The sequence below is a fragment of the Enterobacter sp. BNK-16 genome (genome assembly GCF_048684955.1).
GTDB lineage: Bacteria > Pseudomonadota > Gammaproteobacteria > Enterobacterales > Enterobacteriaceae > Enterobacter > Enterobacter bugandensis.
Genome location: NZ_JBLQTQ010000001.1, coordinates 1,822,686 through 1,849,679 on the forward strand (window position 1 = coordinate 1,822,686; position 26,994 = coordinate 1,849,679).

General features: G+C 56.2%; 22 protein-coding genes and 1 pseudogene. 19 read left to right on the forward strand and 4 right to left on the reverse strand.

What is annotated here, in order from left to right; all coding sequences use genetic code 11:
* Position 1: 1 nt before the first annotated feature.
* The 3 genes from thrB to ACMGGH_RS08830 all read left to right on the forward strand — a co-directional run bounded on the left by thrB (position 2) and on the right by ACMGGH_RS08830 (position 2,763).
* Positions 2–931 (forward strand): homoserine kinase, encoded by a 930-nt coding sequence (gene thrB, locus ACMGGH_RS08820; RefSeq protein ID WP_041911275.1) that lies wholly within the window; start codon positions 2–4, stop codon positions 929–931.
* 3 nt (positions 932–934) lie between these two features.
* Positions 935–2,221, forward strand: a complete 1,287-nt coding sequence (gene thrC / locus ACMGGH_RS08825) for a threonine synthase (protein WP_045259424.1) — start codon at positions 935–937, stop codon at positions 2,219–2,221.
* 248 nt (positions 2,222–2,469) lie between these two features.
* Positions 2,470–2,763 carry a DUF2502 domain-containing protein gene (locus ACMGGH_RS08830; protein ID WP_028015459.1) on the forward strand — a complete coding sequence of 98 codons (294 nt, stop codon included), beginning with the start codon at positions 2,470–2,472 and terminating at the stop codon, positions 2,761–2,763.
* A 32-nt stretch (positions 2,764–2,795) separates the two neighbouring features.
* On the opposite strand, the gene yaaA is transcribed toward ACMGGH_RS08830, so the two are convergent.
* Together yaaA and ACMGGH_RS08840 are read right to left on the reverse strand one after the other, a co-directional pair.
* Positions 2,796–3,569: a peroxide stress protein YaaA gene (gene yaaA, locus ACMGGH_RS08835; RefSeq protein WP_045259426.1), complete on the reverse strand. Its 774-nt coding sequence runs from the start codon at positions 3,567–3,569 to the stop codon at positions 2,796–2,798.
* Between the two features lie 66 nt (positions 3,570–3,635).
* A complete protein-coding gene (locus ACMGGH_RS08840) occupies positions 3,636–5,066 on the reverse strand; it encodes an alanine/glycine:cation symporter family protein (RefSeq protein WP_232948635.1) in 1,431 nt (476 codons plus the stop codon).
* Between the two features lie 262 nt (positions 5,067–5,328).
* Between ACMGGH_RS08840 and tal the strand changes: the two genes are divergently transcribed.
* The 3 genes from tal (at position 5,329) to ACMGGH_RS08855 (ending at position 8,425) form a co-directional block, all read left to right on the forward strand.
* Positions 5,329–6,282, forward strand: coding sequence for a transaldolase (gene tal / locus ACMGGH_RS08845; protein ID WP_003856481.1), 954 nt, complete (start codon positions 5,329–5,331; stop codon positions 6,280–6,282).
* Positions 6,283–6,392: 110 nt separating this feature from the next.
* On the forward strand, positions 6,393–6,980 hold the full coding sequence (mog, locus tag ACMGGH_RS08850; protein ID WP_028015462.1) for a molybdopterin adenylyltransferase: 588 nt from the start codon (positions 6,393–6,395) through the stop codon (positions 6,978–6,980).
* A gap of 122 nt (positions 6,981–7,102) precedes the next feature.
* Complete coding sequence (locus tag ACMGGH_RS08855) at positions 7,103–8,425, forward strand: MFS transporter (RefSeq protein ID WP_232948634.1); 1,323 nt, start codon at positions 7,103–7,105, stop codon at positions 8,423–8,425.
* On the opposite strand, the gene satP is transcribed toward ACMGGH_RS08855, so the two are convergent.
* Positions 8,402–8,968, reverse strand: a complete 567-nt coding sequence (satP, locus tag ACMGGH_RS08860; protein ID WP_192971595.1) for an acetate uptake transporter — start codon at positions 8,966–8,968, stop codon at positions 8,402–8,404. The two genes, ACMGGH_RS08855 and satP, sit on opposite strands and share 24 nt — an antisense overlap.
* Positions 8,969–9,264: 296 nt before the next feature.
* Here satP and dnaK point away from each other — a divergent pair, with 296 nt between their 5' ends.
* The 4 genes from dnaK (at position 9,265) to nhaR (ending at position 14,714) form a co-directional block, all read left to right on the forward strand.
* On the forward strand, positions 9,265–11,178 hold the full coding sequence (gene dnaK / locus ACMGGH_RS08865; RefSeq protein ID WP_028015465.1) for a molecular chaperone DnaK: 1,914 nt from the start codon (positions 9,265–9,267) through the stop codon (positions 11,176–11,178).
* 87 nt (positions 11,179–11,265) lie between these two features.
* Positions 11,266–12,411 (forward strand): molecular chaperone DnaJ, encoded by a 1,146-nt coding sequence (gene dnaJ / locus ACMGGH_RS08870; protein WP_008502040.1) that lies wholly within the window; start codon positions 11,266–11,268, stop codon positions 12,409–12,411.
* Positions 12,412–12,580: 169 nt separating this feature from the next.
* A complete protein-coding gene (gene nhaA / locus ACMGGH_RS08875) occupies positions 12,581–13,756 on the forward strand; it encodes a Na+/H+ antiporter NhaA (RefSeq protein WP_041911268.1) in 1,176 nt (391 codons plus the stop codon).
* A gap of 58 nt (positions 13,757–13,814) precedes the next feature.
* A complete protein-coding gene (gene nhaR, locus ACMGGH_RS08880) occupies positions 13,815–14,714 on the forward strand; it encodes a transcriptional activator NhaR (RefSeq protein ID WP_028015467.1) in 900 nt (299 codons plus the stop codon).
* A gap of 57 nt (positions 14,715–14,771) precedes the next feature.
* Here nhaR and rpsT read toward each other — a convergent pair whose 3' ends face one another.
* Positions 14,772–15,035 carry a 30S ribosomal protein S20 gene (rpsT, locus tag ACMGGH_RS08885; protein ID WP_003856458.1) on the reverse strand — a complete coding sequence of 88 codons (264 nt, stop codon included), beginning with the start codon at positions 15,033–15,035 and terminating at the stop codon, positions 14,772–14,774.
* A 101-nt stretch (positions 15,036–15,136) separates the two neighbouring features.
* On the opposite strand from rpsT, the pseudogene ACMGGH_RS08890 reads away from it, so the two are divergent.
* From ACMGGH_RS08890 to carB, 9 genes and pseudogenes are all read left to right on the forward strand, one after another.
* Positions 15,137–15,355: pseudogene (locus tag ACMGGH_RS08890) on the forward strand (DUF2575 domain-containing protein).
* Between the two features lie 7 nt (positions 15,356–15,362).
* On the forward strand, positions 15,363–16,289 hold the full coding sequence (gene ribF / locus ACMGGH_RS08895; protein WP_028015468.1) for a bifunctional riboflavin kinase/FAD synthetase: 927 nt from the start codon (positions 15,363–15,365) through the stop codon (positions 16,287–16,289).
* Between the two features lie 45 nt (positions 16,290–16,334).
* Positions 16,335–19,151 carry an isoleucine--tRNA ligase gene (gene ileS / locus ACMGGH_RS08900; RefSeq protein WP_045631133.1) on the forward strand — a complete coding sequence of 939 codons (2,817 nt, stop codon included), beginning with the start codon at positions 16,335–16,337 and terminating at the stop codon, positions 19,149–19,151.
* A complete protein-coding gene (gene lspA, locus ACMGGH_RS08905; RefSeq protein WP_028015470.1) occupies positions 19,151–19,651 on the forward strand; it encodes a signal peptidase II in 501 nt (166 codons plus the stop codon). The genes ileS and lspA overlap by 1 nt, the downstream gene beginning before the upstream one ends.
* Positions 19,652–19,708: 57 nt before the next feature.
* On the forward strand, positions 19,709–20,158 hold the full coding sequence (gene fkpB, locus ACMGGH_RS08910; RefSeq protein WP_003856450.1) for an FKBP-type peptidyl-prolyl cis-trans isomerase: 450 nt from the start codon (positions 19,709–19,711) through the stop codon (positions 20,156–20,158).
* A gap of 1 nt (position 20,159) precedes the next feature.
* Positions 20,160–21,110 carry a 4-hydroxy-3-methylbut-2-enyl diphosphate reductase gene (gene ispH / locus ACMGGH_RS08915; RefSeq protein WP_028015471.1) on the forward strand — a complete coding sequence of 317 codons (951 nt, stop codon included), beginning with the start codon at positions 20,160–20,162 and terminating at the stop codon, positions 21,108–21,110.
* 205 nt (positions 21,111–21,315) lie between these two features.
* Positions 21,316–22,137, forward strand: coding sequence for a 4-hydroxy-tetrahydrodipicolinate reductase (gene dapB / locus ACMGGH_RS08920; RefSeq protein ID WP_232948633.1), 822 nt, complete (start codon positions 21,316–21,318; stop codon positions 22,135–22,137).
* Between the two features lie 454 nt (positions 22,138–22,591).
* On the forward strand, positions 22,592–23,740 hold the full coding sequence (gene carA / locus ACMGGH_RS08925) for a glutamine-hydrolyzing carbamoyl-phosphate synthase small subunit (RefSeq protein ID WP_047363427.1): 1,149 nt from the start codon (positions 22,592–22,594) through the stop codon (positions 23,738–23,740).
* 18 nt (positions 23,741–23,758) lie between these two features.
* A complete protein-coding gene (carB, locus tag ACMGGH_RS08930; protein ID WP_041911263.1) occupies positions 23,759–26,983 on the forward strand; it encodes a carbamoyl-phosphate synthase large subunit in 3,225 nt (1,074 codons plus the stop codon).
* The last annotated feature ends 11 nt before the right edge of the window (positions 26,984–26,994 follow it).

Sequence of the window (26,994 nt, forward strand, 5' to 3'; positions counted from 1 at the left end):
GATGGTTAAAGTATATGCCCCGGCTTCCAGCGCCAATATGAGCGTCGGATTTGACGTGCTGGGTGCGGCGGTGACGCCGGTGGATGGTTCGCTGCTGGGCGATACGGTAACGGTTGAGGCGGCAGAAAGCTTCAGCCTGAATAACGTCGGCCGTTTCGCCAGTAAGCTGCCGCCTGAACCACGCGAGAATATCGTTTATCAGTGCTGGGAGCGCTTCTGTCAGGAGATTGGCAAAAACGTGCCGGTCGCCATGACGCTGGAAAAAAGCATGCCGATTGGTTCGGGCCTGGGCTCCAGCGCCTGCTCGGTTGTCGCCGCGCTGGTGGCGATGAACGAGCACTGCGGCAAGCCGCTGAACAATAGCCGTCTGCTGGCGCTGATGGGCGAGCTGGAAGGGCGCATCTCCGGCAGTATTCATTACGATAACGTGGCGCCGTGCTTCCTCGGCGGCATGCAGCTGATGATTGAAGAAAATGGCATCATCAGCCAGCAGGTGCCAGGGTTTGATGAGTGGCTGTGGGTGCTGGCGTATCCGGGCATCAAGGTCTCTACCGCGGAAGCGCGTGCGATCCTGCCTGCGCAGTATCGTCGCCAGGACTGTATCGCCCACGGGCGTCATCTGGCGGGCTTTATCCACGCCTGCTACACCCGTCAGCCGCAGCTGGCGGCGAAGCTGATGAAAGACGTCATTGCCGAGCCGTACCGTACGAAGCTGCTTCCTGGCTTTAACGAGGCGCGACAGGCTTCAATGGATATCGGCGCGCAGGCGTGCGGCATCTCCGGCTCCGGCCCGACGCTGTTCGCCCTGTGCGATAAGCCAGACACCGCGCAGCGCGTGGCGGACTGGCTCTCAAAACACTACCTGCAAAATCAGGAAGGCTTTGTTCATATTTGCCGTCTGGACACGGCTGGCGCACGAGTACTGGGATAACGAATGAAACTCTACAACCTTAAAGATCATAACGAGCAGGTCAGCTTCGCGCAGGCGGTGACTCAGGGGCTGGGCAAAAATCAGGGGCTGTTTTTCCCGCACGACCTGCCGGAATTTCAGCTGACCGAAATCGATGAGCTGCTGAAGCTGGACTTTGTCACCCGCAGCACCAAAATTCTGTCTGCGTTTATTGGCGATGAAATCCCGCAGGAGCTGCTGGAAGAGCGCGTGCGTGCGGCGTTTGCTTTCCCGGCTCCGGTTAAGCAGGTGGAGCCTGACGTCGGTTGTCTGGAGCTGTTCCACGGCCCGACCCTGGCGTTTAAAGACTTCGGCGGCCGCTTTATGGCGCAGATGCTGACCCACATCAGCGGCGACAAGCCGGTGACCATCCTGACCGCCACCTCCGGTGATACCGGTGCGGCGGTGGCACACGCGTTCTACGGCCTGAAAAACGTCCGCGTGGTGATCCTCTATCCGAAAGGCAAGATCAGCCCGTTGCAGGAAAAACTGTTCTGCACCCTCGGCGGCAACATTGAAACCGTGGCGATCGACGGCGATTTCGATGCCTGCCAGGCGCTGGTCAAGCAAGCGTTCGATGATGAAGAGCTGAAGGCCGCGCTGGGGCTGAACTCGGCGAACTCCATCAACATCAGCCGCCTGCTGGCGCAGATCTGCTACTACTTCGAAGCGGTGGCTCAGCTGCCGCAGGAAGCGCGCAATCAGCTGGTAGTTTCCGTACCAAGCGGCAACTTCGGCGACCTGACGGCGGGGCTGCTGGCGAAATCTCTCGGTCTGCCGGTGAAACGCTTTATCGCTGCCACCAACGCCAACGATACCGTGCCACGCTTCCTGAAAGACGGCAAATGGGCGCCTAACGCTACGCAGGCGACGCTCTCCAATGCCATGGACGTGTCGCAGCCGAACAACTGGCCGCGCGTGGAAGAGCTGTTCCGCCGCAAGGTGTGGCGTCTGGGTGACCTGGGCTACGCTGCGGTGACGGACGAAACCACCAAAGCCACCATGCGCGAGCTGAAAGCGGTGGGCTACACCTCTGAGCCGCACGCGGCAATTGCTTACCGCGCGCTGCGCGACCAGCTTAACCCGGGTGAATATGGCCTGTTCCTGGGCACCGCGCATCCGGCGAAGTTCAAAGAGAGCGTGGAAGATATTCTGGGCGAAACGCTGCCGCTGCCAAAAGAGCTGGCCGAGCGCGCCGACCTGCCGCTGCTGTCTCATGAGCTGCCGGCGGATTTCGCGGCACTGCGGAATCTGATGATGACGCGCGCGTGATTGTGTTGCCCGGTGGCGGCTACGCCTTACCGGGCCTACAACGACGAGATGACCGTAGGCCGGGTAAGCGCAGCGCCACCCGGCTTTTTTATGAAGAAATTAAGGAGAAAAATTGCAGGAAAAAAGCAGAAATTCCCAATAAATGCGGTCACTTAGCGTTTAGGATTGCAGAGAATAACATCCACCGTTCCCCTCGCGTACTCTCCTTACATCGGCCCACGTTGGGCAAGAAGAATAAGGAGTCACCTGTGTCTACACTAAAACCTGCACTCATTGCGCTTTCTCTGGTGCTGGTCGCCCCCATGGCGGTACAGGCATCTGAAATTACTCTCGTACCTGCGGTAAAACTGCAGATTGGCGATCGGGACAATAGCGGGCATTACTGGGATGGCGGCCGCTGGCGCGACCACGACTGGTGGAAGGCGCATTATGACTGGCGCGATAACCATTGGCGTCCGCATGACGAGCATCGCGATCGTGATGACCGACACGACCATCATCACGACGACCACCGTCCGGGCCCGGACTGGAAGCACCATTAACGCAAAACCCCGCCAGATGGCGGGGTTTAGTTTTACTGCTCGTGGCGCTTAAATACCAGCTCACCTTTCCCTGACGACGCCTCGTCAAAGAAATAGCCGTCGGTGTTGAATCCCATTAACTGCTCCGGCTTCGTCAGGCGGTTCTGAATGATGTAGCGGCTCATCAGGCCACGCGCTTTTTTCGCATAGAAGCTGATGACCTTGAACTTGCCGTTCTTCTCATCAAGGAAGACCGGCTTAACGATCTCCGCGTTCAGCTTTTTCGGCTTCACCGACTTGTAGTACTCATCGGATGCCAGGTTAACCACCACGTTATCACCCTGAGCATGCAGCGCCGCGTTCAGCTTGTCGGTGATGATGTCGCCCCAGAAATGGTAAAGGTCTTTGCCTTTGGCGTTTTCCAGGCGAATCCCCATCTCCAGACGATATGGCTGCATCAGATCCAGCGGGCGCAGTACGCCATACAGGCCCGACAGCATGCGCAGATGCTGCTGGGCAAAATCAAAGTCGGCTTCACTAAAATCTTCCGCCTGCAGGCCGGTGTAAACATCACCCTTAAACGCCAGGATCGCCTGGCGCGCGTTGGCGGGGGTGAAATCCGGGTGCCACTCGTGGAACCGGGTCGCGTTCAGGTCTGCCAGCTTGTCGCTGATGCTCATCAGCGAGGCGATTTGCGGCGCAGAGAGCTTGCGCGCTTCGCGGATCAGCTGTTGCGAATAGTCCAGCAGTTCTGGCTGGGTATAACGCTCGGTGGCGAGCGGGCTCTGGTAGTCGAGCGTTTTTGCAGGTGAAATCAGAATCAGCATATCCAGTCCTTGCAGGAAATTTAGAACGACTTTAACAAAAAATCGCCCTGAATTGATCGATAGCTGTTATCGCCGGGGCAAATCATCCCAGGTGCCGGGGGCAAGCTGTGACTGAATTTCGGGATAGCGTGCGGCATCAAATACCGGGGGAACGCCCAGCTTGCGCTGGCGAAGATAATCCCTGGCAATAAGGTTCACAACGGGCGAGAGCAGCAGGATCGCCGTCAGGTTAGTGATTGCCATTAGCGCCATAATGACATCCGCCAGCTGCCAGACCAGAGGCATATTCAGAAGGGAGCCCGCGATCACCATCAGTACTACACCCAGGCGAAGCAGAAGGATGGCCGGACGAGAGTCGTAATTCAGGAAGATAAGGTTATTTTCGGCATACAGGTAATTCACCACAATCGAACTGAAGGCGAACAGCATCAGAATGAGCGAGACAAATCCCGAACCCCAGCCGCCGGTCAGGTTCACCAGCGCCTGCTGGAGAAGCTGTATTCCGTCGATATCCGAGTCATGCGCGACAGGACCGGCCAGCAGGAGGATCATGGCGCTGGCGGAACAGATAATAACGGTATCCATAAACACGCCTATCATCTGCACGATACCCTGCGCTGCCGGGTGCGGCGGCCAGGAAGAGGCGGCCGCGGCGGCGTTGGGAGTGGAGCCCATCCCGGCTTCATTGGAGAACATGCCTCGCTGAAAACCTGCCATCAGCGCCTGGCTCAGGGTGTAACCCAGCGCGCCTGAGGCCACCTCACGCCAGCCAAAGGCGCTTTTAAAGATGGTCGCAATCACGCCCGGAACCTGGTCGGCATGCAGCGCAGCGACGACCAGGCTCGCGGCAACCCAAAGCAACGCCATGATGGGAACCAGCCACTGCATCAGGCGGGCAACGCCTTTCAGGCCGGCAGAAATGGTGAGCAAAACAAAGAGGGCTAAACCGATGCCGGTGATCCACTCCGGGCAGGAGAAGGTATAGCGCAGGGCATGGGCGACGGAGTTTGACTGCACGGTATTAAAAATAAGACCGTACGCTAGCAGTAAAAAAAGCGAGAACAGAACGCCCATCCAGCGCATTCCTAAGCCACGCGCCATATACCAGGCCGGACCGCCGCGAAACTGCCCGTTTCTGTCTTTCTCTTTGTAGAGTTGCGCCAGCGAACTTTCGGCAAAAGAGGTAGCCATTCCGAGAAGCGCCGTGACCCACATCCAGAACACCGCGCCTGGCCCACCGGCGCTGATGGCCAGCGCAACGCCCGCCAGGTTTCCGCTACCGAGGCGGGCAGCCAGGCTGGTACACAGCGCCTGAAACGACGTTAATCCGCCCGGCTGGGGCGTGACGCTGTTTTTCAGACTTCTGCCAAACTTGCGAATATAGCGAAACTGGATAAACCCACTGCGTAGCGTAAACCAGATACCTGCTCCCAGAAGCAGGTAGATCATTATCGAACCCCAGAGGACTTCGTTAATAAAGAAAAGGAAATCAGGCATTAACGTCCCTCTTGTTGATGCCAACGTGAATATGTAAGCGCTACCACTGATTGGGCATGCTGTTGCTTAGCAGCCTGTTAATATTTTGAGTTTATCATACTCTGCCTAAGCGCACTGTCTGCGGTTGCGCTACCCCTCCGTCGTGTTATCATCAGGGCAGACCGGTTACATCCCCCTAACAAGTAAACCTGTCATTTTTCCGCTGCAGGCATGCTGTCGGTAGCGTGAATTATCCAGGGCACGTTAAAAGAGAAACACTATCATGACGGATAAATTGACCTCCCTTCGTCAGTTCACCACTGTCGTAGCTGACACCGGAGATATCGCGGCAATGAAGCTGTACCAGCCGCAGGATGCCACAACTAACCCTTCTCTGATCCTTAACGCCGCACAGATCCCTGAGTATCGCAAACTGATCGACGAGGCTGTGACCTGGGCGAAAGCACAGAGCAATGACCGTGCGCAGCAGGTTGTGGATGCTACCGATAAACTGGCAGTGAACATCGGTCTGGAAATCCTGAAGCTGGTTCCGGGCCGTATCTCTACCGAAGTGGATGCACGTCTCTCCTACGACACCGAAGCGTCAATCGCGAAAGCAAAACGCCTGATCAAACTGTACAACGACGCGGGCATCAGCAACGACCGTATCCTGATCAAACTGGCGTCGACCTGGCAGGGCATTCGCGCTGCCGAGCAGCTGGAAAAAGAAGGCATCAACTGTAACCTGACCCTGCTGTTCTCCTTCGCGCAGGCGCGTGCATGTGCGGAAGCAGGCGTGTACCTGATTTCTCCGTTCGTGGGCCGTATTCTGGACTGGTACAAAGCCAACACCGACAAGAAAGAGTACGCGGCGTCTGAAGATCCAGGCGTGATTTCCGTGACTGAAATCTACGAATACTACAAACAGCATGGCTATGAGACCGTGGTTATGGGGGCAAGCTTCCGTAACGTGGGCGAAATCATTGAGCTGGCTGGCTGTGACCGTCTGACCATCGCCCCTGCGCTGCTGAAAGAGCTGGCAGAAAGCGAAGGTGCTATCGAGCGTAAGCTGTCTTACACCGGCGAAGTGAAGGCGCGTCCGGAGCGCATCACCGAATCTGAGTTCCTGTGGCAGCACAACCAGGATCCAATGGCTGTAGACAAACTGGCGGACGGTATCCGTAAGTTTGCTATCGACCAGGAAAAACTGGAAAAAATGATCGGCGACCTGCTGTAATCATTCTGCGTGACCGGGCTCCCGGTCACGCGTCTTCTTCTGTCCTCTGTCTGAATTTTCCCTCTGCGTGTATCATTCCCTTTAATCAGTACTTTTTGAATGGAATGAATATGAATACCTTACGCATCGGCTTAGTGTCGATTTCTGACCGCGCCTCCAGCGGCGTTTACCAGGATAAAGGCATCCCCGCTCTGGAAGAGTGGCTGGCAAGCGCGCTGACCACCCCGTTTGAGATCCAGACTCGCCTTATCCCCGACGAACAGCCGATCATTGAGCAGACCCTGTGCGAGCTGGTGGATGAGATGAGCTGTCACCTTGTGCTCACCACGGGTGGAACCGGCCCCGCGCGTCGTGATGTGACGCCGGACGCGACGCTGGCTATCGCCGATCGTGAAATGCCGGGCTTCGGCGAACAGATGCGCCAGATCAGTCTACACTTTGTCCCGACTGCAATCCTTTCCCGCCAGGTGGGGGTGATCCGCAAACAGGCGCTGATACTGAACCTGCCGGGGCAGCCAAAGTCGATCAAAGAGACGCTGGAAGGATTAAAAGCCGAGGACGGTCGCGTCATCGTGCACGGCATATTTGCAAGTGTACCGTATTGTATACAGTTGCTTGACGGGCCGTACGTGGAAACTGACGACAAAGTGGTAGCAGCATTTCGTCCTAAAAGCGCACGCCGCGAGACAATCTCCTGAAATTTACTAAAATGTGACATTAGCGCCAGCCGCAGTAGCGTGTAAATGGATTTACGATATAGTAATTTTTTCTTTACGATTGCTGTAAAAAATAATCCACAACACATGCACAATGGTTCGCTATGTCACATAACACCCGACCTCTGAATCGACAGGACTACAAAACGCTTACGCTCGCCGCCTTAGGTGGCGCGCTGGAGTTTTACGACTTCATCATCTTTGTCTTCTTCGCCGCCGTAGTGGGGGCGCTCTTCTTCCCGGCGGATATTCCAGAATGGCTGCGTCAGGTGCAAACCTTCGGCATCTTTGCTGCCGGGTATCTGGCACGTCCGCTGGGCGGCATCGTCATGGCCCACTTTGGCGATCTTGTCGGGCGTAAGAAGATGTTTACCCTGAGCATCCTGCTGATGGCGGTGCCGACGCTGGCGATCGGGCTGCTGCCCACCTATGCCTCCATGGGCATTCTCGCCCCGCTATTGCTGCTGCTGATGCGCATTCTTCAGGGCGCGGCCATCGGCGGGGAAGTGCCGGGGGCCTGGGTGTTTGTGGCGGAGCACGTTCCTGCCCGCCGCATCGGGATCGCCTGCGGAACGTTAACGGCGGGGCTGACCGTCGGGATCCTGTTGGGGTCGGTAGTGGCGACGATAGTCAACACCAGCATGACGCAGCAGGCCGTGCACGACTGGGGCTGGCGTATTCCGTTCCTGCTGGGCGGGGCGTTTGGCCTGGTGGCAATGTACCTGCGCCGCTGGCTGCAGGAGACGCCGATTTTCCTCGAAATGCAGCAGCGTAAAGCGCTGGCGCAGGAGTTGCCGGTCAAAGCCGTTGTGGTGCGTCATAAAAAAGCGGTGGTGGTGTCGATGCTGCTCACCTGGCTGCTGTCGGCGGGCATCGTGGTGGTGATTTTGATGTCGCCGGTGTGGCTGCAGAAACAGTACGGTTTCGCCCCTGCCGTGACCTTACAGGCAAACAGTATTGCGACAATCATGCTCTGCTTTGGCTGTCTGGCCGCCGGACTAGCGGCGGATCGTTTCGGTGCCAGCCTGACCTTTATTGTCGGCAGCCTGCTGCTGGCCGCGTCGAGCTGGGCGTTTTACCATCTTGCGGGCAGCCATCCTGAACAGCTGTTCCTGCTGTACGGCGTGGTCGGACTGTGCGTGGGCGTCGTGGGGGCTGTGCCTTACGTCATGGTGCGCGCCTTCCCGCCGGAGGTGCGTTTCACCGGGATATCGTTCTCTTATAACGTCGCGTATGCCATTTTCGGCGGGCTGACGCCGATAGTGGTCACGGTCATGATGGGGGTGTCGCCGATGGCGCCTGCCTGGTATGTACTCGCGCTCTCGCTGATGGGGCTGGGATTAGGCGTTTGGCTTCGTCAGGCGGGGGATTATCGTGCCCGCGAGGCGGGCACGACAGAGGGATCAGTGTTTTTCACCAATAGGTAAAATGGTGCGGTCAAACTGTTCGTTCAGCACTTCACCCATTGCCAGGTAGATAGCGCTTGCGCCGCACACCAGGCCAATCCAGCCTGCTACGTGAACGATGCCTTCGTTATCCGCCAGGTGGCCAATTGCCAGCAGGGCGAACAGCACGGTCAGGCTCATGAAGACGAACTGCAGCGCGCGGTTGCCTTTCAGGGTGCCGAAGAACATGAACAGGGTAAAGACGCCCCACAGGCCCAGATAGACGCCCAGGAAGTGGGCGTTTGCCGCGTCTGCCAGGCCCATTTTAGGCATCAGCAGGATGGCGACCAGGGTCAGCCAGAACGAGCCGTAAGAGGTGAAGGCGGTTAAGCCGAAGGTGTTGCCTTTCTTATATTCCAGCAGGCCCGCGAAGATTTGCGCGATACCGCCGTAAAAAATGCCCATCGCCAGGATTACGCCGTCCATCGGGAACATCCCGATGTTGTGCAGGTTCAGCAGAATGGTGGTCATGCCAAAACCCATCAGGCCCAGCGGAGCCGGATTAGCCAACTTAGTGTTGCCCATAAGTCCTCAAAAAAATCATCATTAAAATGGTGAAATGGTTAAACCCGCGTCAATACTCCCTGACGGGGCGCGGCATCATAATGGGCGGCATCGACGCCGTCTATGATCTCATCAGGGTGAAATTAAAATTTTTTTTATGCTTGCCCCTTGATGGATGCCGTCGCGACCCCATCTTGTAGTCAACCGCAGTGTGTGGACCTGAAAAAAATCAAATCTGGGCAGTTGAAAAAGCACGTTCTGCCCTTATTACAGGTACACAACCACATGTTGACTGAATTTTTAGTGGAGACGTTTAGATGGGTAAAATTATTGGTATCGACCTGGGTACTACCAACTCTTGTGTAGCGATTATGGACGGCACTACTGCACGCGTGCTGGAGAACGCCGAGGGCGATCGCACCACGCCTTCTATCATTGCTTATACCCAGGATGGTGAAACTCTGGTTGGTCAGCCGGCTAAACGTCAGGCAGTGACAAACCCGCAAAACACCCTGTTTGCGATCAAACGCCTGATTGGCCGCCGCTTCCAGGACGAAGAAGTTCAGCGTGACGTTTCTATCATGCCTTACAAAATCATCGCAGCAGATAACGGCGATGCGTGGCTTGATGTGAAAGGCACCAAAACGGCACCACCGCAGATCTCTGCTGAAGTGCTGAAAAAAATGAAGAAAACCGCTGAAGATTACCTGGGTGAGCCGGTAACTGAAGCTGTTATCACCGTACCTGCCTACTTCAACGATGCTCAGCGTCAGGCAACCAAAGATGCTGGCCGTATCGCAGGTCTGGAAGTAAAACGTATCATCAACGAACCAACCGCAGCGGCGCTGGCTTACGGTCTGGATAAAGAAGTCGGCAACCGTACTATCGCGGTTTACGACCTGGGTGGTGGTACCTTCGATATCTCTATTATCGAAATCGACGAAGTTGACGGCGAAAAAACCTTCGAAGTTCTGGCAACCAACGGTGATACCCACCTGGGTGGTGAAGACTTCGATACCCGTCTGATCAACTACCTCGTTGACGAGTTCAAGAAAGATCAGGGCATTGACCTGCGTAACGACCCGCTGGCGATGCAGCGCCTGAAAGAAGCCGCTGAGAAAGCGAAGATCGAACTGTCTTCTGCTCAGCAGACCGACGTGAACCTGCCGTACATCACCGCAGACGCGACCGGTCCTAAACACATGAACATCAAAGTGACCCGTGCGAAACTGGAAAGCCTGGTAGAAGACCTGGTGAACCGTTCTATCGAGCCGCTGAAAGTTGCACTGCAGGATGCTGGCCTGTCTGTATCTGACATTCAGGACGTTATCCTGGTGGGTGGTCAGACCCGTATGCCAATGGTTCAGAAGAAAGTGGCTGAATTCTTTGGTAAAGAGCCACGTAAAGACGTGAACCCGGACGAAGCGGTAGCTATCGGTGCGGCGGTTCAGGGTGGTGTATTGACCGGTGAAGTGAAAGACGTACTGCTGCTGGACGTTACCCCGCTGTCTCTGGGTATCGAAACCATGGGCGGTGTGATGACTGCGCTCATCAACAAAAACACCACCATCCCAACCAAGCACAGCCAGGTGTTCTCTACCGCTGAAGACAACCAGTCTGCGGTAACCATCCATGTGCTGCAGGGTGAGCGTAAGCGTGCGTCTGATAACAAGTCTCTGGGTCAGTTTAACCTGGATGGCATTAACCCGGCACCGCGCGGCATGCCGCAAATCGAAGTTACCTTCGACATCGATGCTGACGGTATCCTGCACGTGTCTGCGAAAGACAAAAACAGCGGTAAAGAGCAGAAGATCACCATCAAGGCATCTTCTGGCCTGAATGAAGCGGAAATCGAAAAAATGGTTCGCGATGCCGAAGCTAACGCGGAATCCGACCGTAAGTTCGAAGAGCTGGTTCAGACCCGTAACCAGGGTGACCATCTGCTGCACAGCACCCGTAAGCAGGTTGAAGAAGCGGGCGATAAACTGCCAGCGGAAGACAAAACTGCTATCGAAGCTGCACTGACCGCGCTGGAAACGTCTCTGAAAGGCGAAGACAAAGCGGATATCGAAGCGAAGATGCAGGAGCTGGCACAGGCTTCCCAGAAGCTGATGGAAATCGCTCAGCAGCAGCACGCACAGCAGCAGGCAGGCGCTGACGCTTCTGCGAACAACGCGAAAGACGACGACGTTGTCGACGCTGAGTTCGAAGAAGTTAAAGACAAAAAATAATCGCCCTGATGCAGGGTAATTAATCGGCACGGGCGTAGGAGAATTCTCCACGCCCGTGCTCGCATGTTAAGGGGCTTAAAAAAACCAATGGCAAAGCAAGACTATTACGAGATTTTAGGCGTTCCGAAAACTGCGGAAGAGCGTGAAATCAAAAAGGCGTATAAGCGCCTGGCCATGAAATTCCACCCGGACCGTAACCAGGGTGACAAAGAGGCTGAAGCAAAATTTAAAGAGATCAAAGAAGCCTACGAAGTCCTGACCGATGCACAAAAACGTGCGGCCTATGACCAGTACGGCCACGCGGCCTTTGAACAGGGCGGCATGGGCGGCGGTGGATTCGGTGGCGGCGGCTTTGGCGGCGGTGCGGATTTCAGCGACATCTTTGGCGACGTGTTCGGCGATATCTTCGGCGGCGGTCGTGGTCGTCAGCGCGCAGCGCGCGGCGCAGACCTGCGCTACAACATGGATCTCACTCTTGAAGAGGCCGTTCGTGGCGTCACGAAAGAGATCCGTATCCCGACGCTGGAAGAGTGTGACGTTTGCCACGGCAGCGGCGCGAAAGCGGGTACCCAGCCACAGACCTGTCCAACCTGTCATGGCTCCGGCCAGGTACAGATGCGCCAGGGCTTCTTCGCGGTACAGCAGGCCTGTCCGCACTGTCACGGTCGCGGTACGCTGATTAAAGATCCGTGCACCAAGTGTCACGGCCACGGTCGCGTTGAGAAAACCAAAACCCTGTCCGTTAAGATCCCGGCTGGCGTTGATACGGGCGACCGCATCCGTCTGGCGGGTGAGGGCGAAGCAGGCGAGCACGGCGCGCCGGCAGGCGATCTGTACGTTCAGGTTCAGGTGAAGCAGCACGCCATCTTCGAGCGTGAAGGCAATAACCTGTACTGTGAAGTGCCGATCAACTTCGCGATGGCGGCTCTCGGCGGTGAAATCGAAGTGCCGACGCTGGATGGTCGCGTCAATCTGAAAATCCCTGGTGAAACCCAGACCGGCAAGCTGTTCCGCATGCGCGGCAAAGGCGTGAAATCCGTTCGCGGTGGTGCGCAGGGCGACCTTCTGTGCCGCGTCGTCGTGGAAACGCCGGTTGGCCTGAACGACAAGCAGAAACAGCTGTTGAAAGAGCTTCAGGAGAGCTTTGGCGGCCCAACGGGTGAGAAAAACAGCCCGCGCTCCAAAAGCTTCTTTGATGGCGTCAAAAAATTCTTCGATGATTTGACCCGCTAATTCGTCAGCTGTGTCTAACTTCAAAAAGCCCGGAAGCGATTCCGGGCTTTTTTTTGCAGTTATAGATCGGTAAAACTGAGTCTATACCCAATATTAATCTGTTTTTGCCGAGCTATTTGGCTTGGTATTATGGTTTTATCGAGGTATCGTTGTAAAAGAGAGAATATAAATGAAATTACTACACCGTTTCTTTAGCAGTGAGGCGTCCGGTGGTGTGATCCTGATTATTGCCGCGGCCGCCGCGATGGTGCTGGCTAACCTGGGCATGACCCGCGATCTCTATCACGCATTTCTGGAAACGCCCGTCGAGCTGAAGGTCGGAGCGCTGGAAATTAACAAGAACATGCTGCTGTGGATCAATGATGCGCTAATGGCGGTGTTCTTCCTGCTCGTTGGTCTTGAGGTTAAGCGCGAGCTGGTGCTAGGTTCGCTAGCCAGCCGCCAGCGCGCGGCGTTCCCGGTTATTGCCGCGCTCGGGGGGATGGTCGTTCCAGCGCTGCTCTTCCTCGCATTTACCTGGCAGGATCCTGTCGCGCGTGACGGCTGGGCTATCCCGGCCGCAACGGATATCGCCTTTGCGCTCGGTGTCTTAGCTCTGCTCGGCAGCCGCGTGCCGGTTGCGCTGAAAATCTTCCTGATGGCGCTGGCGATCATTGATGACCTGGGCGCCATTGTGATTATCGCGCTGTTCTACACCAGCGATCTGTCGATCCTGTCCCTGAGCGTAGCCGCAGGGGCGATTGCGGTGTTGGCGGTGCTGAACATCTTCAACGTTCGCCGCATCGGTATCTATATCCTGGTGGGGATGGTGCTGTGGACGGCGGTGCTGAAATCCGGCGTGCACGCCACGCTGGCCGGCGTGATTGTGGGCTTCTTCGTGCCGCTTAAGCCGCAGGACGGTAAGTCACCCGCTAAACAGCTGGAACACGTGCTGCACCCGTGGGTCGCCTTTATGATCCTGCCGCTGTTTGCGTTTGCCAACGCGGGCGTTTCCCTGCAGGGCGTTACGCTGGACGGGCTGACGTCTGTCCTGCCGCTGGGCATTATTGCCGGGCTGTTTATCGGTAAGCCGCTGGGGATCAGCCTCTTCTGCTGGCTGGCGCTGAAGATGAAGCTGGCATCGTTGCCGAACGGTACAACCTTTAGTCAGATCATGGCTGTCGGCATACTGTGCGGTATTGGATTCACCATGTCGATCTTTATCTCGACGCTGGCGTTTGGTGCAAACGCGCCAGAGCTCATCGTCTGGGCGAAGCTCGGCATTCTCATCGGGTCATTACTGGCGGCAGTGATTGGGTATACTTTGTTGAAGGTGAAGTTGTCCGGACAGGCCGTCCAGGCATAACGGAACACCGGGGGAAGGTCACTCTTCTCCCGATACACACTCAGGGAGCGAAGACGCGATGCCTCATTTGAATTACAACCATCTTTACTACTTCTGGCACGTTTACAAACAGGGCTCGGTCGTGGGGGCGGCAGAGGCGCTTTACCTGACGCCGCAAACCATCACCGGGCAAATCAAAGCCCTTGAAGAACGGCTGCAGGGTAAGCTCTTCAAGCGCAAGGGCCGTGGGATTGAGCCCAGCGAACTGGGTGAACTGGTTTTCCGCTATGCGGACAAAATGTTTACCCTGAGCCAGGAGATGCTGGATATCGTCAACTACCGCAAAGAGTCGAACCTGCTCTTTGATGTGGGGGTGGCGGATGCACTATCCAAACGGCTGGTAAGCGGCGTGCTGGATGCCGCTGTGGTAGAGGATGAACAAATCCATCTGCGCTGCTTTGAATCCACACACGAGATGCTGCTGGAGCAGCTGAGCCAGCACAAGCTGGACATGATTATCTCGGATTGCCCCATCGACTCCACGCAGCAGGAGGGGCTGTTCTCGGTGAAAATTGGCGAATGCGGCGTCAGCTTCTGGTGCATCAATCCACCGCCGGAGAAACCTTTCCCGGCCTGTCTGGAAGAGCGTCGCCTGCTGGTGCCGGGAAGGCGTTCCATGCTGGGACGCAAGCTGCTGAACTGGTTTAATTCGCAGGGGCTGAACGTGGAGATCCTCGGCGAGTTTGACGATGCGGCGCTGATGAAAGCCTTTGGCGAAGCGCATAATGCGATCTTCGTGGCGCCAACGCTCTACGCGCACGATCTCTATTCAGACGATAAGATTACGGAGATTGGCAGAGTAGATAACGTGATGGAGGAGTACCATGCCATATTCGCCGAAAGGATGATTCAACACCCGGCGGTGCAGCGAATCTGCAACCGTGATTACTCGGCGCTGTTTACGCCACCGGCATTCTGAAGACATAAAAAAACCCGCGTTAAGCGGGTTCTTTAAACAAGCAACAACAAGTAGCGATTAAGCCAGTTTGTTGATCTGCGCGGTCAGGTTTGCTTTATGACGCGCTGCTTTGTTTTTGTGGATCAGACCTTTAGCAGCCTGACGATCCACGATTGGTTGCATTTCGTTAAATGCGTTCTGCGCTGCAGCTTTGTCGCCAGCTTCGATTGCTGCGTATACTTTCTTGATGAAAGTACGCATCATAGAGCGACGGCTTGCGTTGTGCTTACGAGCCTTTTCAGACTGAACGGCACGTTTCTTAGCTGATTTGATATTAGCCAAGTCCAACTCCCAAATATGTTCTATGTGGACAATTCAAAGGCCGAGGAATATGCCCTCTTTGCCTTCTTTTGTCAATGGATTTGTGCAAATAAGCGCCGTTAATTAGCGACGCTACGTTACGTAGTGATGGCGCAGGATTCTACCAGCTTGTCTTTCGTGAATACAGCCTTTCGGCGTAAAAATCGCAGTTCACAGGCAGATTTTTTCGCTGTGAAAGGTCAGCCTGATGAAATCATTACGGCTTTCTGTTTTGCGCGAACAATCGCCGGTTAACCTTAACCGCTGTACAAGGTATACTTTGGCGATTTTCACTGTTTTGAGCCAGACATGAAGCTGATACGCGGCATACATAATCTCAGCAGAGCGCCACACGGGTGCGTGCTGACCATTGGTAATTTCGACGGCGTGCATCGTGGTCATCAGGCGCTGTTGCAGGGATTGCGTAAAGAAGGGGAGGCCCGTGGCCTGCCCGTTGTGGTGATGATTTTCGAGCCACAGCCGCTGGAGCTGTTCGCGGGCGATAAATCTCCCGCTCGGCTCACTCGCCTGCGCGAAAAGTTGCGCTACCTGGCGGAGTCCGGCGTGGACTACGTATTGTGTGTGCGTTTCGATCGCCGCTTTGCCGCACTGACAGCACAAAATTTTGTCAGCGACCTGCTGGTTAAGCGTCTTGGCGTTCAGTTTCTCGCCGTGGGGGATGATTTCCGCTTTGGCGCTGGTCGTCAGGGCGATTTCTTGCTATTACAGAAGGCTGGTCTGGAGTACGGTTTTGACGTCACCAGCGCGATGACCTTCTGTGAAGGCGGCGTGCGCGTCAGCAGCACGGCGGTGCGGCAGGCGCTGGCTAATGATGAACTGGAGACGGCAGAAAATTTGCTGGGCCATCCGTTCACCATCTCTGGCCGCGTGGTTCATGGCGATGCGCTGGGCCGCACGATTGGTTTCCCGACGGCGAATATACCGCTGCGTCGTCAGGTTTCCCCGGTTAAAGGGGTCTATGCGGTGGAAGTGGCAGGACTGGGCGATAAGTCGTTTTACGGCGTTGCCAACATTGGCACGCGTCCTACCGTTGCCGGTGTGCGTCAACAGCTAGAAGTGCACCTGCTGGACGTTGTAATGGACCTTTATGGTCGCCATATAGATGTAATACTGCGTAAAAAAATACGCAACGAGCAGCGATTTGCTTCGCTGGATGAACTTAAGGCGCAAATCGCGCGAGATGAATTAACGGCCCGCGAGTTTTTTGGGCTTTAGAACCGGCTTAACTGCCTACGTGATAAATACGGAACCGAGAATCTGATGAGTGACTATAAATCAACCCTGAATTTGCCGGAAACAGGGTTCCCGATGCGCGGCGATCTCGCCAAGCGTGAACCGGGAATGCTGGCGCGTTGGACCGATGATGACCTGTACGGCATCATTCGTGCAGCCAAAAAAGGCAAAAAAACCTTCATTCTGCATGATGGCCCTCCATATGCGAATGGCAGCATTCATATTGGTCACTCAGTAAACAAGATTCTGAAAGATATTATCGTGAAGTCCAAAGGACTCGCAGGATTTGACTCGCCTTACGTTCCGGGCTGGGACTGCCACGGTCTGCCGATCGAGCTGAAAGTGGAGCAAGAGTTTGGCAAGCCAGGTGAGAAGTTCACCGCTGCAGAGTTCCGCGCGAAGTGCCGCGAATACGCGGCCACCCAGGTTGAAGGCCAGCGTGCTGACTTTATCCGTCTGGGCGTGCTGGGCGACTGGTCGCACCCGTACCTGACCATGGACTTCAAAACCGAAGCCAATATCATCCGTGCGCTGGGCAAAATCATCGGTAACGGCCACCTGCACAAAGGCGCTAAGCCGGTGCACTGGTGCGTGGACTGCCGTTCTGCGCTGGCAGAAGCGGAAGTGGAATATTACGACAAAACTTCACCTTCAATCGACGTGGCCTTCGAAGCGGTCGATCAGGATGCCATTAAAGGTAAATTCGGTCTGCCTGGCGTTAGCGGCCCGATCTCTCTGGTGATCTGGACCACTACCCCGTGGACGCTGCCAGCCAACCGTGCAATCTCTCTCTCCGGCGAGTTCGAATATGCGCTGGTGCAGATTGATGGCCGCGCGGTTATCCTGGCGAAAGATCTGGTTGAAAGCGTGCTGAAACGCGCGAATATCACCGACTACACCGTGCTGGGCACCGTAAAAGGCGACGCGCTGGAGCTGATGCGCTTCAAACACCCGTTCCTGGACTTTGACGTTCCGGCGATCCTGGGCGACCACGTCACGCTGGACGCGGGTACCGGTGCGGTACATACCGCCGGTGGCCACGGTCCTGACGACTACAACATCAGCCTTAAATACGGCCTGGAAATTGCCAACCCGGTAGGCCCGGACGGGTCTTACCTGCCTGGCACCTATCCGGCGCTGGATGGTATCAACGTCTTCAAAGCCAACGACATCATCGTTGACATGCTGCGCACCAGCGGCGCGCTGCTGCACGTTGAGAAAATGCAGCACAGCTATCCGTGCTGCTGGCGCCACAAGACGCCGATCATCTTCCGTGCGACCCCGCAGTGGTTCGTCAGCATGGATCAAAAAGGCCTGCGCGAGCAGTCACTGAAAGAGATCAAAGGCGTGCAGTGGATCCCGGACTGGGGCCAGGCGCGTATCGAATCCATGGTGGCTAACCGTCCTGACTGGTGTATCTCTCGTCAGCGTACCTGGGGCGTGCCGATGTCGCTGTTCGTGCATAAAGAGACGCATGAGCTGCACCCGAACACCCTGGAACTGATGGAAGAAGTGGCGAAGCGCGTCGAAGTTGACGGCATTCAGGCGTGGTGGGATCTCGACGCCCGTGACATCCTGGGCGCGGACGCGGACAACTATGAGAAAGTGCCAGACACCCTGGACGTGTGGTTCGACTCCGGATCTACTCACGCCTCCGTAGTTGACGTGCGTCCGGAGTTTGCCGGTCACGCTGCCGACATGTATCTGGAAGGTTCCGACCAACACCGCGGCTGGTTCATGTCATCCCTGATGATCTCCACCGCGATGAAAGGTAAAGCGCCTTACCGTCAGGTACTGACCCACGGCTTCACCGTGGATGGTCAGGGCCGTAAGATGTCTAAATCTATCGGCAACACCGTTTCGCCGCAGGACGTGATGAACAAGCTGGGCGCGGACATCCTGCGTCTGTGGGTAGCCTCAACCGACTACACTGGCGAAATGGCGGTGTCTGACGAGATCCTGAAGCGTGCTGCCGACAGCTATCGTCGTATCCGTAACACCGCGCGCTTCCTGCTGGCGAACCTGAACGGGTTCGATCCAGTGAAAGACATGGTGAAACCGGAAGAGATGGTCGTGCTGGACCGCTGGGCGGTAGGCTGCGCGAAAGCGGCGCAGGAAGATATCCTGAAAGCCTATGAGTCTTACGACTTCCACGAAGTGGTGCAGCGCCTGATGCGCTTCTGCTCCATCGAGATGGGCTCGTTCTACCTCGACATCATCAAAGACCGCCAGTACACCGCGAAGGCGGACAGCGTGGCGCGCCGTAGCTGCCAGTCCGCGCTGTTCCACATCGCAGAAGCGCTGGTACGCTGGATGGCACCGATCATGTCCTTCACCGCGGATGAAATCTGGGGCTATCTGCCGGGCGACCGTGAGAAGTATGTCTTCACCGGCGAGTGGTATGAAGGTCTGTTCGATCTCTCCAGCACCGAAGCAATGAACGATGCCTTCTGGGACGAGCTGCTGAAAGTGCGTGGCGAAGTGAACAAGGTTATCGAGCAGGCGCGTGCGGATAAGAAAGTCGGTGGCTCTCTGGAAGCGGCAGTGACCCTGTACGCCGAACCGGAGCTGGCGGCGAAGCTGACCGCGCTGGGCGATGAATTGCGATTTGTCCTGTTGACCTCCGGAGCAAAAGTTGCGGATTATGCCGAGGCTTCTGCTGATGCTCAGCAGAGCGAGTTGCTCAAAGGCCTGAAAGTCGCACTGAGCAAAGCCGAAGGTGAGAAGTGCCCGCGCTGCTGGCATTACACTACCGATATCGGCCAGGTGGCGGAACACGCAGACATCTGCGGACGCTGTGTAAGCAACGTCGCCGGTGACGGCGAAAAACGTAAGTTTGCCTGATGAGTAAAACTCTCTGTTCAACAGGACTGCGCTGGCTGTGGCTGGTTGTGGTGGTGCTGATTATCGATCTGGGCAGCAAGTTCCTGATCCTCCAGAATTTCGCTCTGGGGGAGACGGTTTCGCTGTTCCCGTCGCTTAACCTGCACTATGCGCGCAACTACGGCGCGGCGTTTAGCTTCCTTGCCGACAGCGGTGGCTGGCAGCGCTGGTTCTTCGCGGGTATCGCTCTCGGTATCTGCGTGGTACTGGCTGTGCTGATGTACCGCTCGAAGGCCACGCAAAAGCTGAATAACATCGCCTACGCGCTGATCATTGGCGGCGCGCTGGGCAACCTGTTTGACCGCTTGTGGCACGGCTTTGTGGTCGATATGATCGACTTCTACGTCGGCGACTGGCACTTCGCGACCTTTAACCTCGCCGACACCGCCATTTGCATCGGTGCGGCGTTAATCGTGCTGGAAGGCTTCTTGCCTAAACCCGCAGCGAAAGAGCAGGCGTAATTGTCAATGCCGGGTGATGCGCTGCGCCACCCGGCACAACATTAAAGAGCAATGTGTATGTCTAAATCCGTACAGAGCAACAGCGCGGTTCTCGTTCACTTCACGCTGAAGCTGGATGACGGCTCCACGGCTGAATCCACCCGCAATAACGGCAAACCTGCCCTGTTTCGTCTCGGCGATACCTCCCTGTCTGAAGGTCTTGAGCAGCAGCTCCTGGGCCTGAAAGAGGGTGAGAAAAAAGCGTTCTCGCTGGAGCCGGATGCCGCGTTTGGCGTGCCAAGCCCGGACCTGATTCAGTATTTCTCGCGCCGCGAGTTTATGGACGCGGGCGAACCGGAAATCGGGGCGATTATGCTCTTTACCGCTATGGACGGCAGCGAAATGCCTGGCGTGATCCGCGAGATTAACGGCGACTCTATCACCGTTGACTTCAACCATCCGCTTGCCGGGCGTACCGTTCATTTTGATGTTGAAGTGCTGGAGATCGATCCGGCACTGGAGGCCTGAAATGCAGATCCTGTTGGCTAACCCGCGCGGCTTCTGCGCCGGTGTAGACCGCGCTATCAGCATTGTTGAAAACGCGCTGGAGATTTACGGCGCGCCGATTTACGTGCGTCACGAAGTGGTGCATAACCGCTACGTGGTCGACAGCCTGCGCGAGCGCGGTGCTATTTTCATCGAGCAGATCAGCGAAGTGCCGGACGGTGCGATCCTGATCTTCTCTGCGCACGGCGTCTCTCAGGCGGTCCGTAACGAAGCGAAAAGCCGCGATCTGACCGTATTCGATGCCACCTGTCCATTAGTGACAAAAGTGCATATGGAAGTGGCGCGCGCCAGCCGTCGCGGTGAAGAGTCGATTCTGATTGGCCACGCCGGTCACCCGGAAGTTGAAGGCACCATGGGCCAGTACAGCAACCCGGAAGGGGGAATGTACCTGGTGGAGTCGCCGGAAGATGTCCTGACGCTGAACGTGAAAAACGAAGCGCGTCTGTCGTTTATGACCCAGACCACGCTCTCCGTAGACGACACCTCAGACGTGATTGACGCCCTGCGCCAGCGCTTCCCGAAAATCGTCGGGCCGCGTAAGGATGATATCTGCTACGCCACCACTAACCGTCAGGAAGCGGTGCGCGCGCTGGCTGAACAGGCGGACGTGGTGCTGGTTGTCGGCTCTAAAAACTCCTCTAACTCCAACCGTCTGGCCGAACTGGCGCAGCGTATGGGGAAAGCGGCGTTTTTAATCGACGACGCGACGGACATCCAGGAAGCGTGGGTGAAAAATGCGGCCTGCGTTGGCGTTACCGCAGGCGCTTCCGCGCCGGATATCCTGGTGCAGAACGTGATTGCTCGTCTGCAGGAGCTGGGCGGGGGCGAAGCGGTTCCGCTGGAAGGACGCGAAGAGAATATCGTCTTCGAAGTGCCGAAAGAGCTGCGTATCGACGCCCGCGAAGTGGAATAATTTCTTTTCTGATGAAAGGCCAGCACCTCCTGTGCTGGCCTTTTTTTTGCTCCGGACTTTATCGTGACGACAAAATCATGTCTTTTACTGATATCTGAGTCGGTTTCACGTTAAATTCTAATTATTGGTGTTTTCAGTTGGCAGCCTTTACGAAGGCTGGTTAATCTGAAAACGGTTTACATCATTTTAACGTAAGAGAATAACTATGCATGATGCACAGATCCGTGTCGCCATTGCGGGCGCGGGTGGACGTATGGGTCGCCAGCTGATTCAGGCGGCAATACAAATGGATGGCGTGGCACTCGGCGCGGCGCTGGAGCGTGAAGGTTCATCCCTGCTGGGATCCGATGCGGGTGAACTGGCCGGCGCGGGCAAGACAGGTGTTACCGTTCAGAGCAGCCTTGATGCGGTGAAAGATGACTTTGACGTGTTCATCGACTTTACCCGTCCCGAAGGCACCCTGACTCACCTGGCGTTTTGCCGCCAGCACGGTAAAGGGATGGTGATTGGCACCACCGGCTTCGATGATGCGGGTAAACAGGCCATTCAGGATGCAGCCACCGACATTGCGATTGTCTTTGCCGCGAACTTTAGCGTAGGCGTTAACGTCATGCTGAAGCTGCTGGAAAAAGCGGCGAAGGTGATGGGCGACTACACCGACATTGAGATTATTGAAGCGCACCACCGCCATAAAGTTGATGCTCCATCAGGCACGGCGCTGGCGATGGGCGAAGCGATTGCTTATGCAATGGATAAAGATTTAAAAGACATCGCAGTCTATTCCCGTGAAGGGTATACCGGAGAACGCGTGCCGGGCACCATTGGTTTCGCAACCGTCCGGGCGGGCGATATCGTCGGCGAACACACGGCGATGTTCGCCGATATTGGCGAACGTGTTGAGATTACGCACAAAGCGTCAAGCCGCATGACGTTCGCCAATGGCGCAGTACGCTCCGCATTGTGGCTGAAATCGAAAGAAAAGGGTCTTTTTGATATGCGAGATGTGCTGGATCTCAACAATTTGTAAGCTTTATTACCCATCGTGATGTGGTTATTGCAGTCGTAATATATTGATTGCATAGGGCAATAATTTATTGCCCTCTTATTTTAATTGTTTTAGATGGATTTTGATTGTTAGTGGTCATAAATCTGAGTTTTATGCCATTGTTATGTGAATTGAATGTAAATTTTGACCATTTGGTCCACTTTTTGTCGCTCGTATCTCTTAAATTCCATAAAACCTACCGCGCAAGCGTTTTCCAGGATGATTTAGCTGATCTTTTTGCCCGTTAAATCCTATTCAAGCTGCCAGTCCTGCAAAAGAATAAACAAAATATCCGTTTTAAGTTGACTTTTACCCACCAAATCTCCAGAATGCCGCCGTTTGCCAAAAATCCGCTGGCAACACATTTGCATTGATCTATGACATAGTCATGAATTAATATGCAAATAAAGTGAGTGAATATTCTCTGGAGGGTGTTTTGATTAAGTCAGCGCTATTGGTTCTGGAAGACGGAACCCAGTTTATCGGTCGGGCCATAGGGGCAACGGGTTCGGCGGTTGGGGAAGTCGTTTTCAATACTTCAATGACCGGTTATCAAGAAATCCTCACTGATCCTTCCTATTCTCGCCAAATCGTTACTCTTACTTATCCTCATATCGGCAATGTCGGCACCAATGCGGCTGACGAAGAATCCTCTCAGGTACATGCGCAAGGCCTGGTCATTCGCGACCTGCCGCTGATTGCCAGCAACTTCCGCAACACTGAAGACCTCTCTTCTTACCTGAAGCGCCATAACATCGTGGCGATTGCCGATATCGATACCCGTAAGCTGACGCGTCTGCTGCGCGAGAAGGGTGCACAGAACGGCTGCATCATCGCGGGTGATAACCTCGATGCGGCCCTGGCGCTGGAAAAAGCGAAAGCCTTCCCAGGCCTGAACGGCATGGACCTGGCGAAAGAAGTGACTACCGCCGAAGCCTACAGCTGGACGCAGGGGAGCTGGACGCTGGAAGGCGACCTGCCGGAAGCGAAAAAAGAGAGCGAACTGCCGTTCCACGTGGTGGCCTATGATTTTGGTGCCAAGCGCAACATCCTGCGCATGCTGGTTGACCGCGGCTGCCGCCTGACGGTGGTACCGGCGAAAACCTCCGCTGAAGAGGTGCTTAAGATGAACCCGGACGGCATCTTCCTCTCTAACGGCCCAGGCGACCCGGCACCGTGCGATTACGCTATCGACGCCATCAAGTCCTTCCTGGAAACCGACATCCCGGTATTCGGCATCTGCCTCGGCCATCAGCTGCTGGCGCTGGCGAGCGGTGCGAACACCGTCAAGATGAAGTTCGGCCACCACGGTGGTAACCACCCGGTGAAAGACATTGATAACAATACGGTGATGATTACCGCGCAGAACCACGGTTTCGCCGTCGATGAAGCCTCTATGCCGGCTAACCTGCGCGTGACGCACAAATCACTGTTCGATGGCACCCTGCAGGGTATCCACCGTACTGATAAGCCAGCGTTCAGCTTCCAGGGCCACCCGGAAGCCAGCCCGGGCCCGCACGACGCCGCGCCGCTGTTCGATCACTTCATCGAACTTATCGAGCAATACCGTAAGACCGCTAAATAATCAGGAGCCGAGAAGACCATGCCAAAACGTACAGACATAAAAAGCATCCTGATCCTTGGCGCTGGCCCGATCGTCATCGGCCAGGCTTGCGAATTCGACTACTCCGGCGCGCAGGCGTGTAAAGCGCTGCGCGAAGAGGGTTACCGCGTCATCCTGGTTAACTCTAACCCGGCGACCATCATGACCGACCCGGAAATGGCGGATGCCACCTACATCGAGCCGATTCACTGGGAAGTGGTACGTAAAATCATCGAAAAAGAGCGCCCGGACGCGGTGCTGCCAACCATGGGCGGCCAGACGGCGCTGAACTGCGCGCTGGAGCTGGAGCGTCAGGGCGTGCTGGCTGAATTTGGCGTCACCATGATTGGTGCCACCGCCGACGCGATTGATAAAGCAGAAGACCGTCGCCGCTTTGACGTGGCGATGAAGAAAATCGGCCTCGACACCGCGCGCTCCGGTATTGCGCATAACATGGAAGAGGCGCTGGCCGTTGCGGCAGAAGTGGGCTATCCGTGCATCATCCGTCCATCATTCACCATGGGCGGCACCGGTGGCGGTATCGCCTACAACCGCGAAGAGTTCGAAGAGATTTGCGAGCGCGGTCTGGATCTCTCCCCAACCAAAGAGCTGCTGATTGATGAATCGCTGATTGGCTGGAAAGAGTACGAGATGGAAGTGGTGCGTGATAAAAACGACAACTGCATCATCGTCTGCTCCATCGAAAATTTCGATGCGATGGGTATCCACACCGGCGACTCCATCACCGTTGCGCCAGCCCAGACGCTGACCGACAAAGAGTATCAAATCATGCGTAACGCCTCGATGGCGGTACTGCGTGAAATCGGCGTGGAAACCGGCGGCTCTAACGTGCAGTTCTCCGTTAACCCGAAAACCGGCCGTCTGATTGTTATCGAAATGAACCCGCGCGTGTCCCGCTCCTCCGCGCTGGCCTCCAAAGCCACCGGCTTCCCGATTGCGAAAGTGGCGGCGAAGCTGGCGGTGGGTTATACCCTCGACGAGCTGATGAACGACATCACTGGTGGCCGCACGCCTGCGTCCTTCGAGCCGTCCATCGACTACGTTGTGACTAAAATTCCTCGCTTTAACTTCGAGAAATTCGCGGGCGCGAACGACCGTCTGACGACCCAGATGAAATCTGTGGGTGAAGTGATGGCGATTGGCCGCACGCAGCAGGAATCCCTGCAAAAAGCGCTGCGCGGTCTGGAAGTGGGCGCCACCGGCTTTGACCCGAAAGTGAGCCTGGACGATCCGGAAGCGCTGACCAAAATCCGCCGCGAGCTGAAAGACGCGGGCGCAGAGCGTATCTGGTACATCGCCGATGCCTTCCGCGCGGGCCTGTCCGTCGACGGCGTATTTAACCTGACCAACATCGACCGCTGGTTCCTGGTGCAGATTGAAGAGCTGGTGCGTCTGGAAGAGAAAGTGGCGGAGCTGGGCATCAACGGCCTGGACGCAGATTTCCTGCGCATGCTGAAGCGTAAAGGCTTCGCCGATGCGCGTCTGGCTAAGCTGGCGGGCGTGCGCGAAGCGGAAATCCGCAAGCTGCGCGACCAGTATGACCTGCACCCGGTTTACAAGCGCGTGGACACCTGCGCGGCCGAGTTCTCGACCGATACCGCGTACATGTACTCCACCTATGAAGACGAGTGCGAAGCGAATCCGTCCGTCGACCGCGACAAGATTATGGTGCTGGGCGGCGGTCCAAACCGTATCGGCCAGGGCATTGAGTTCGACTACTGCTGCGTACACGCCTCGCTGGCGCTGCGCGAAGACGGTTACGAGACCATCATGGTCAACTGTAACCCGGAAACCGTGTCGACCGACTACGACACCTCCGATCGCCTCTACTTCGAGCCGGTTACCCTGGAAGACGTGCTGGAAATCGTGCGCATCGAGAAGCCAAAAGGCGTTATCGTGCAGTACGGCGGTCAGACCCCGCTGAAGCTGGCGCGCGCGCTGGAAGCGGCAGGCGTACCGGTTATCGGTACCAGCCCGGACGCGATTGACCGCGCGGAAGATCGTGAGCGTTTCCAGCAGGCGGTTGACCGTCTGAAGCTGAAGCAGCCGGCGAACGCCACCGTGACGGCCATTGAAATGGCCGTTGAGAAGGCGAAAGAGATTGGCTACCCGCTGGTGGTGCGCCCGTCCTACGTGCTGGGCGGCCGCGCGATGGAAATCGTCTACGACGAAGCCGACCTGCGTCGCTACTTCCAGACGGCGGTGAGCGTTTCCAACGATGCGCCAGTACTGCTTGACCGCTTCCTCGACGACGCGGTTGAGGTGGATGTTGACGCCATCTGCGACGGCGAAATGGTGCTGATTGGCGGCATCATGGAGCACATCGAGCAGGCGGGCGTGCACTCCGGCGACTCCGCCTGTTCTCTGCCGGCCTACACGCTGAGCCAGGAAATTCAGGACGTGATGCGCCAGCAGGTGCAGAAGCTGGCCTTTGAGCTGCAGGTTCGTGGCCTGATGAACGTTCAGTTCGCGGTGAAAGACAACGAAGTTTATCTGATTGAAGTCAACCCGCGTGCGGCGCGTACCGTACCGTTCGTCTCTAAAGCGACCGGTATTCCGCTGGCGAAAGTGGCGGCGCGCGTGATGGCTGGCCAGACGCTGGCGCAGCAGGGCGTAACCAAAGAGATCATCCCGCCGTATTACTCGGTGAAAGAGGTGGTGCTGCCGTTCAACAAATTCCCGGGCGTTGACCCGCTGTTAGGGCCAGAGATGCGCTCGACCGGGGAAGTAATGGGCGTGGGCCGCACCTTCGCAGAAGCGTTTGCCAAGGCGCAGCTGGGCAGCAGCTCTACCATGAGAAAATCGGGCCGTGCGCTGCTCTCCGTTCGCGAAGGCGATAAAGAGCGCGTGGTTGACCTGGCCGCCAAGCTGCTGAAACAGGGCTTCGAGCTGGACGCAACCCACGGTACGGCGATTGTGCTGGGTGAAGCCGGTATTAACCCGCGTCTGGTGAACAAAGTGCATGAAGGTCGTCCGCACATTCAGGATCGTATCAAGAATGGCGAATATACCTACATCATCAACACCACCGCAGGACGCCAGGCGATTGAAGACTCCAAGCTGATTCGCCGCAGCGCGCTGCAATACAAAGTGCACTACGACACCACACTGAACGGCGGTTTCGCAACAGCGATGGCGCTGAATGCGGATGCTACCGAAAAGGTGATTTCGGTGCAGGAAATGCACGCGCAGATTAGCAAGTAACCCCCATTGCC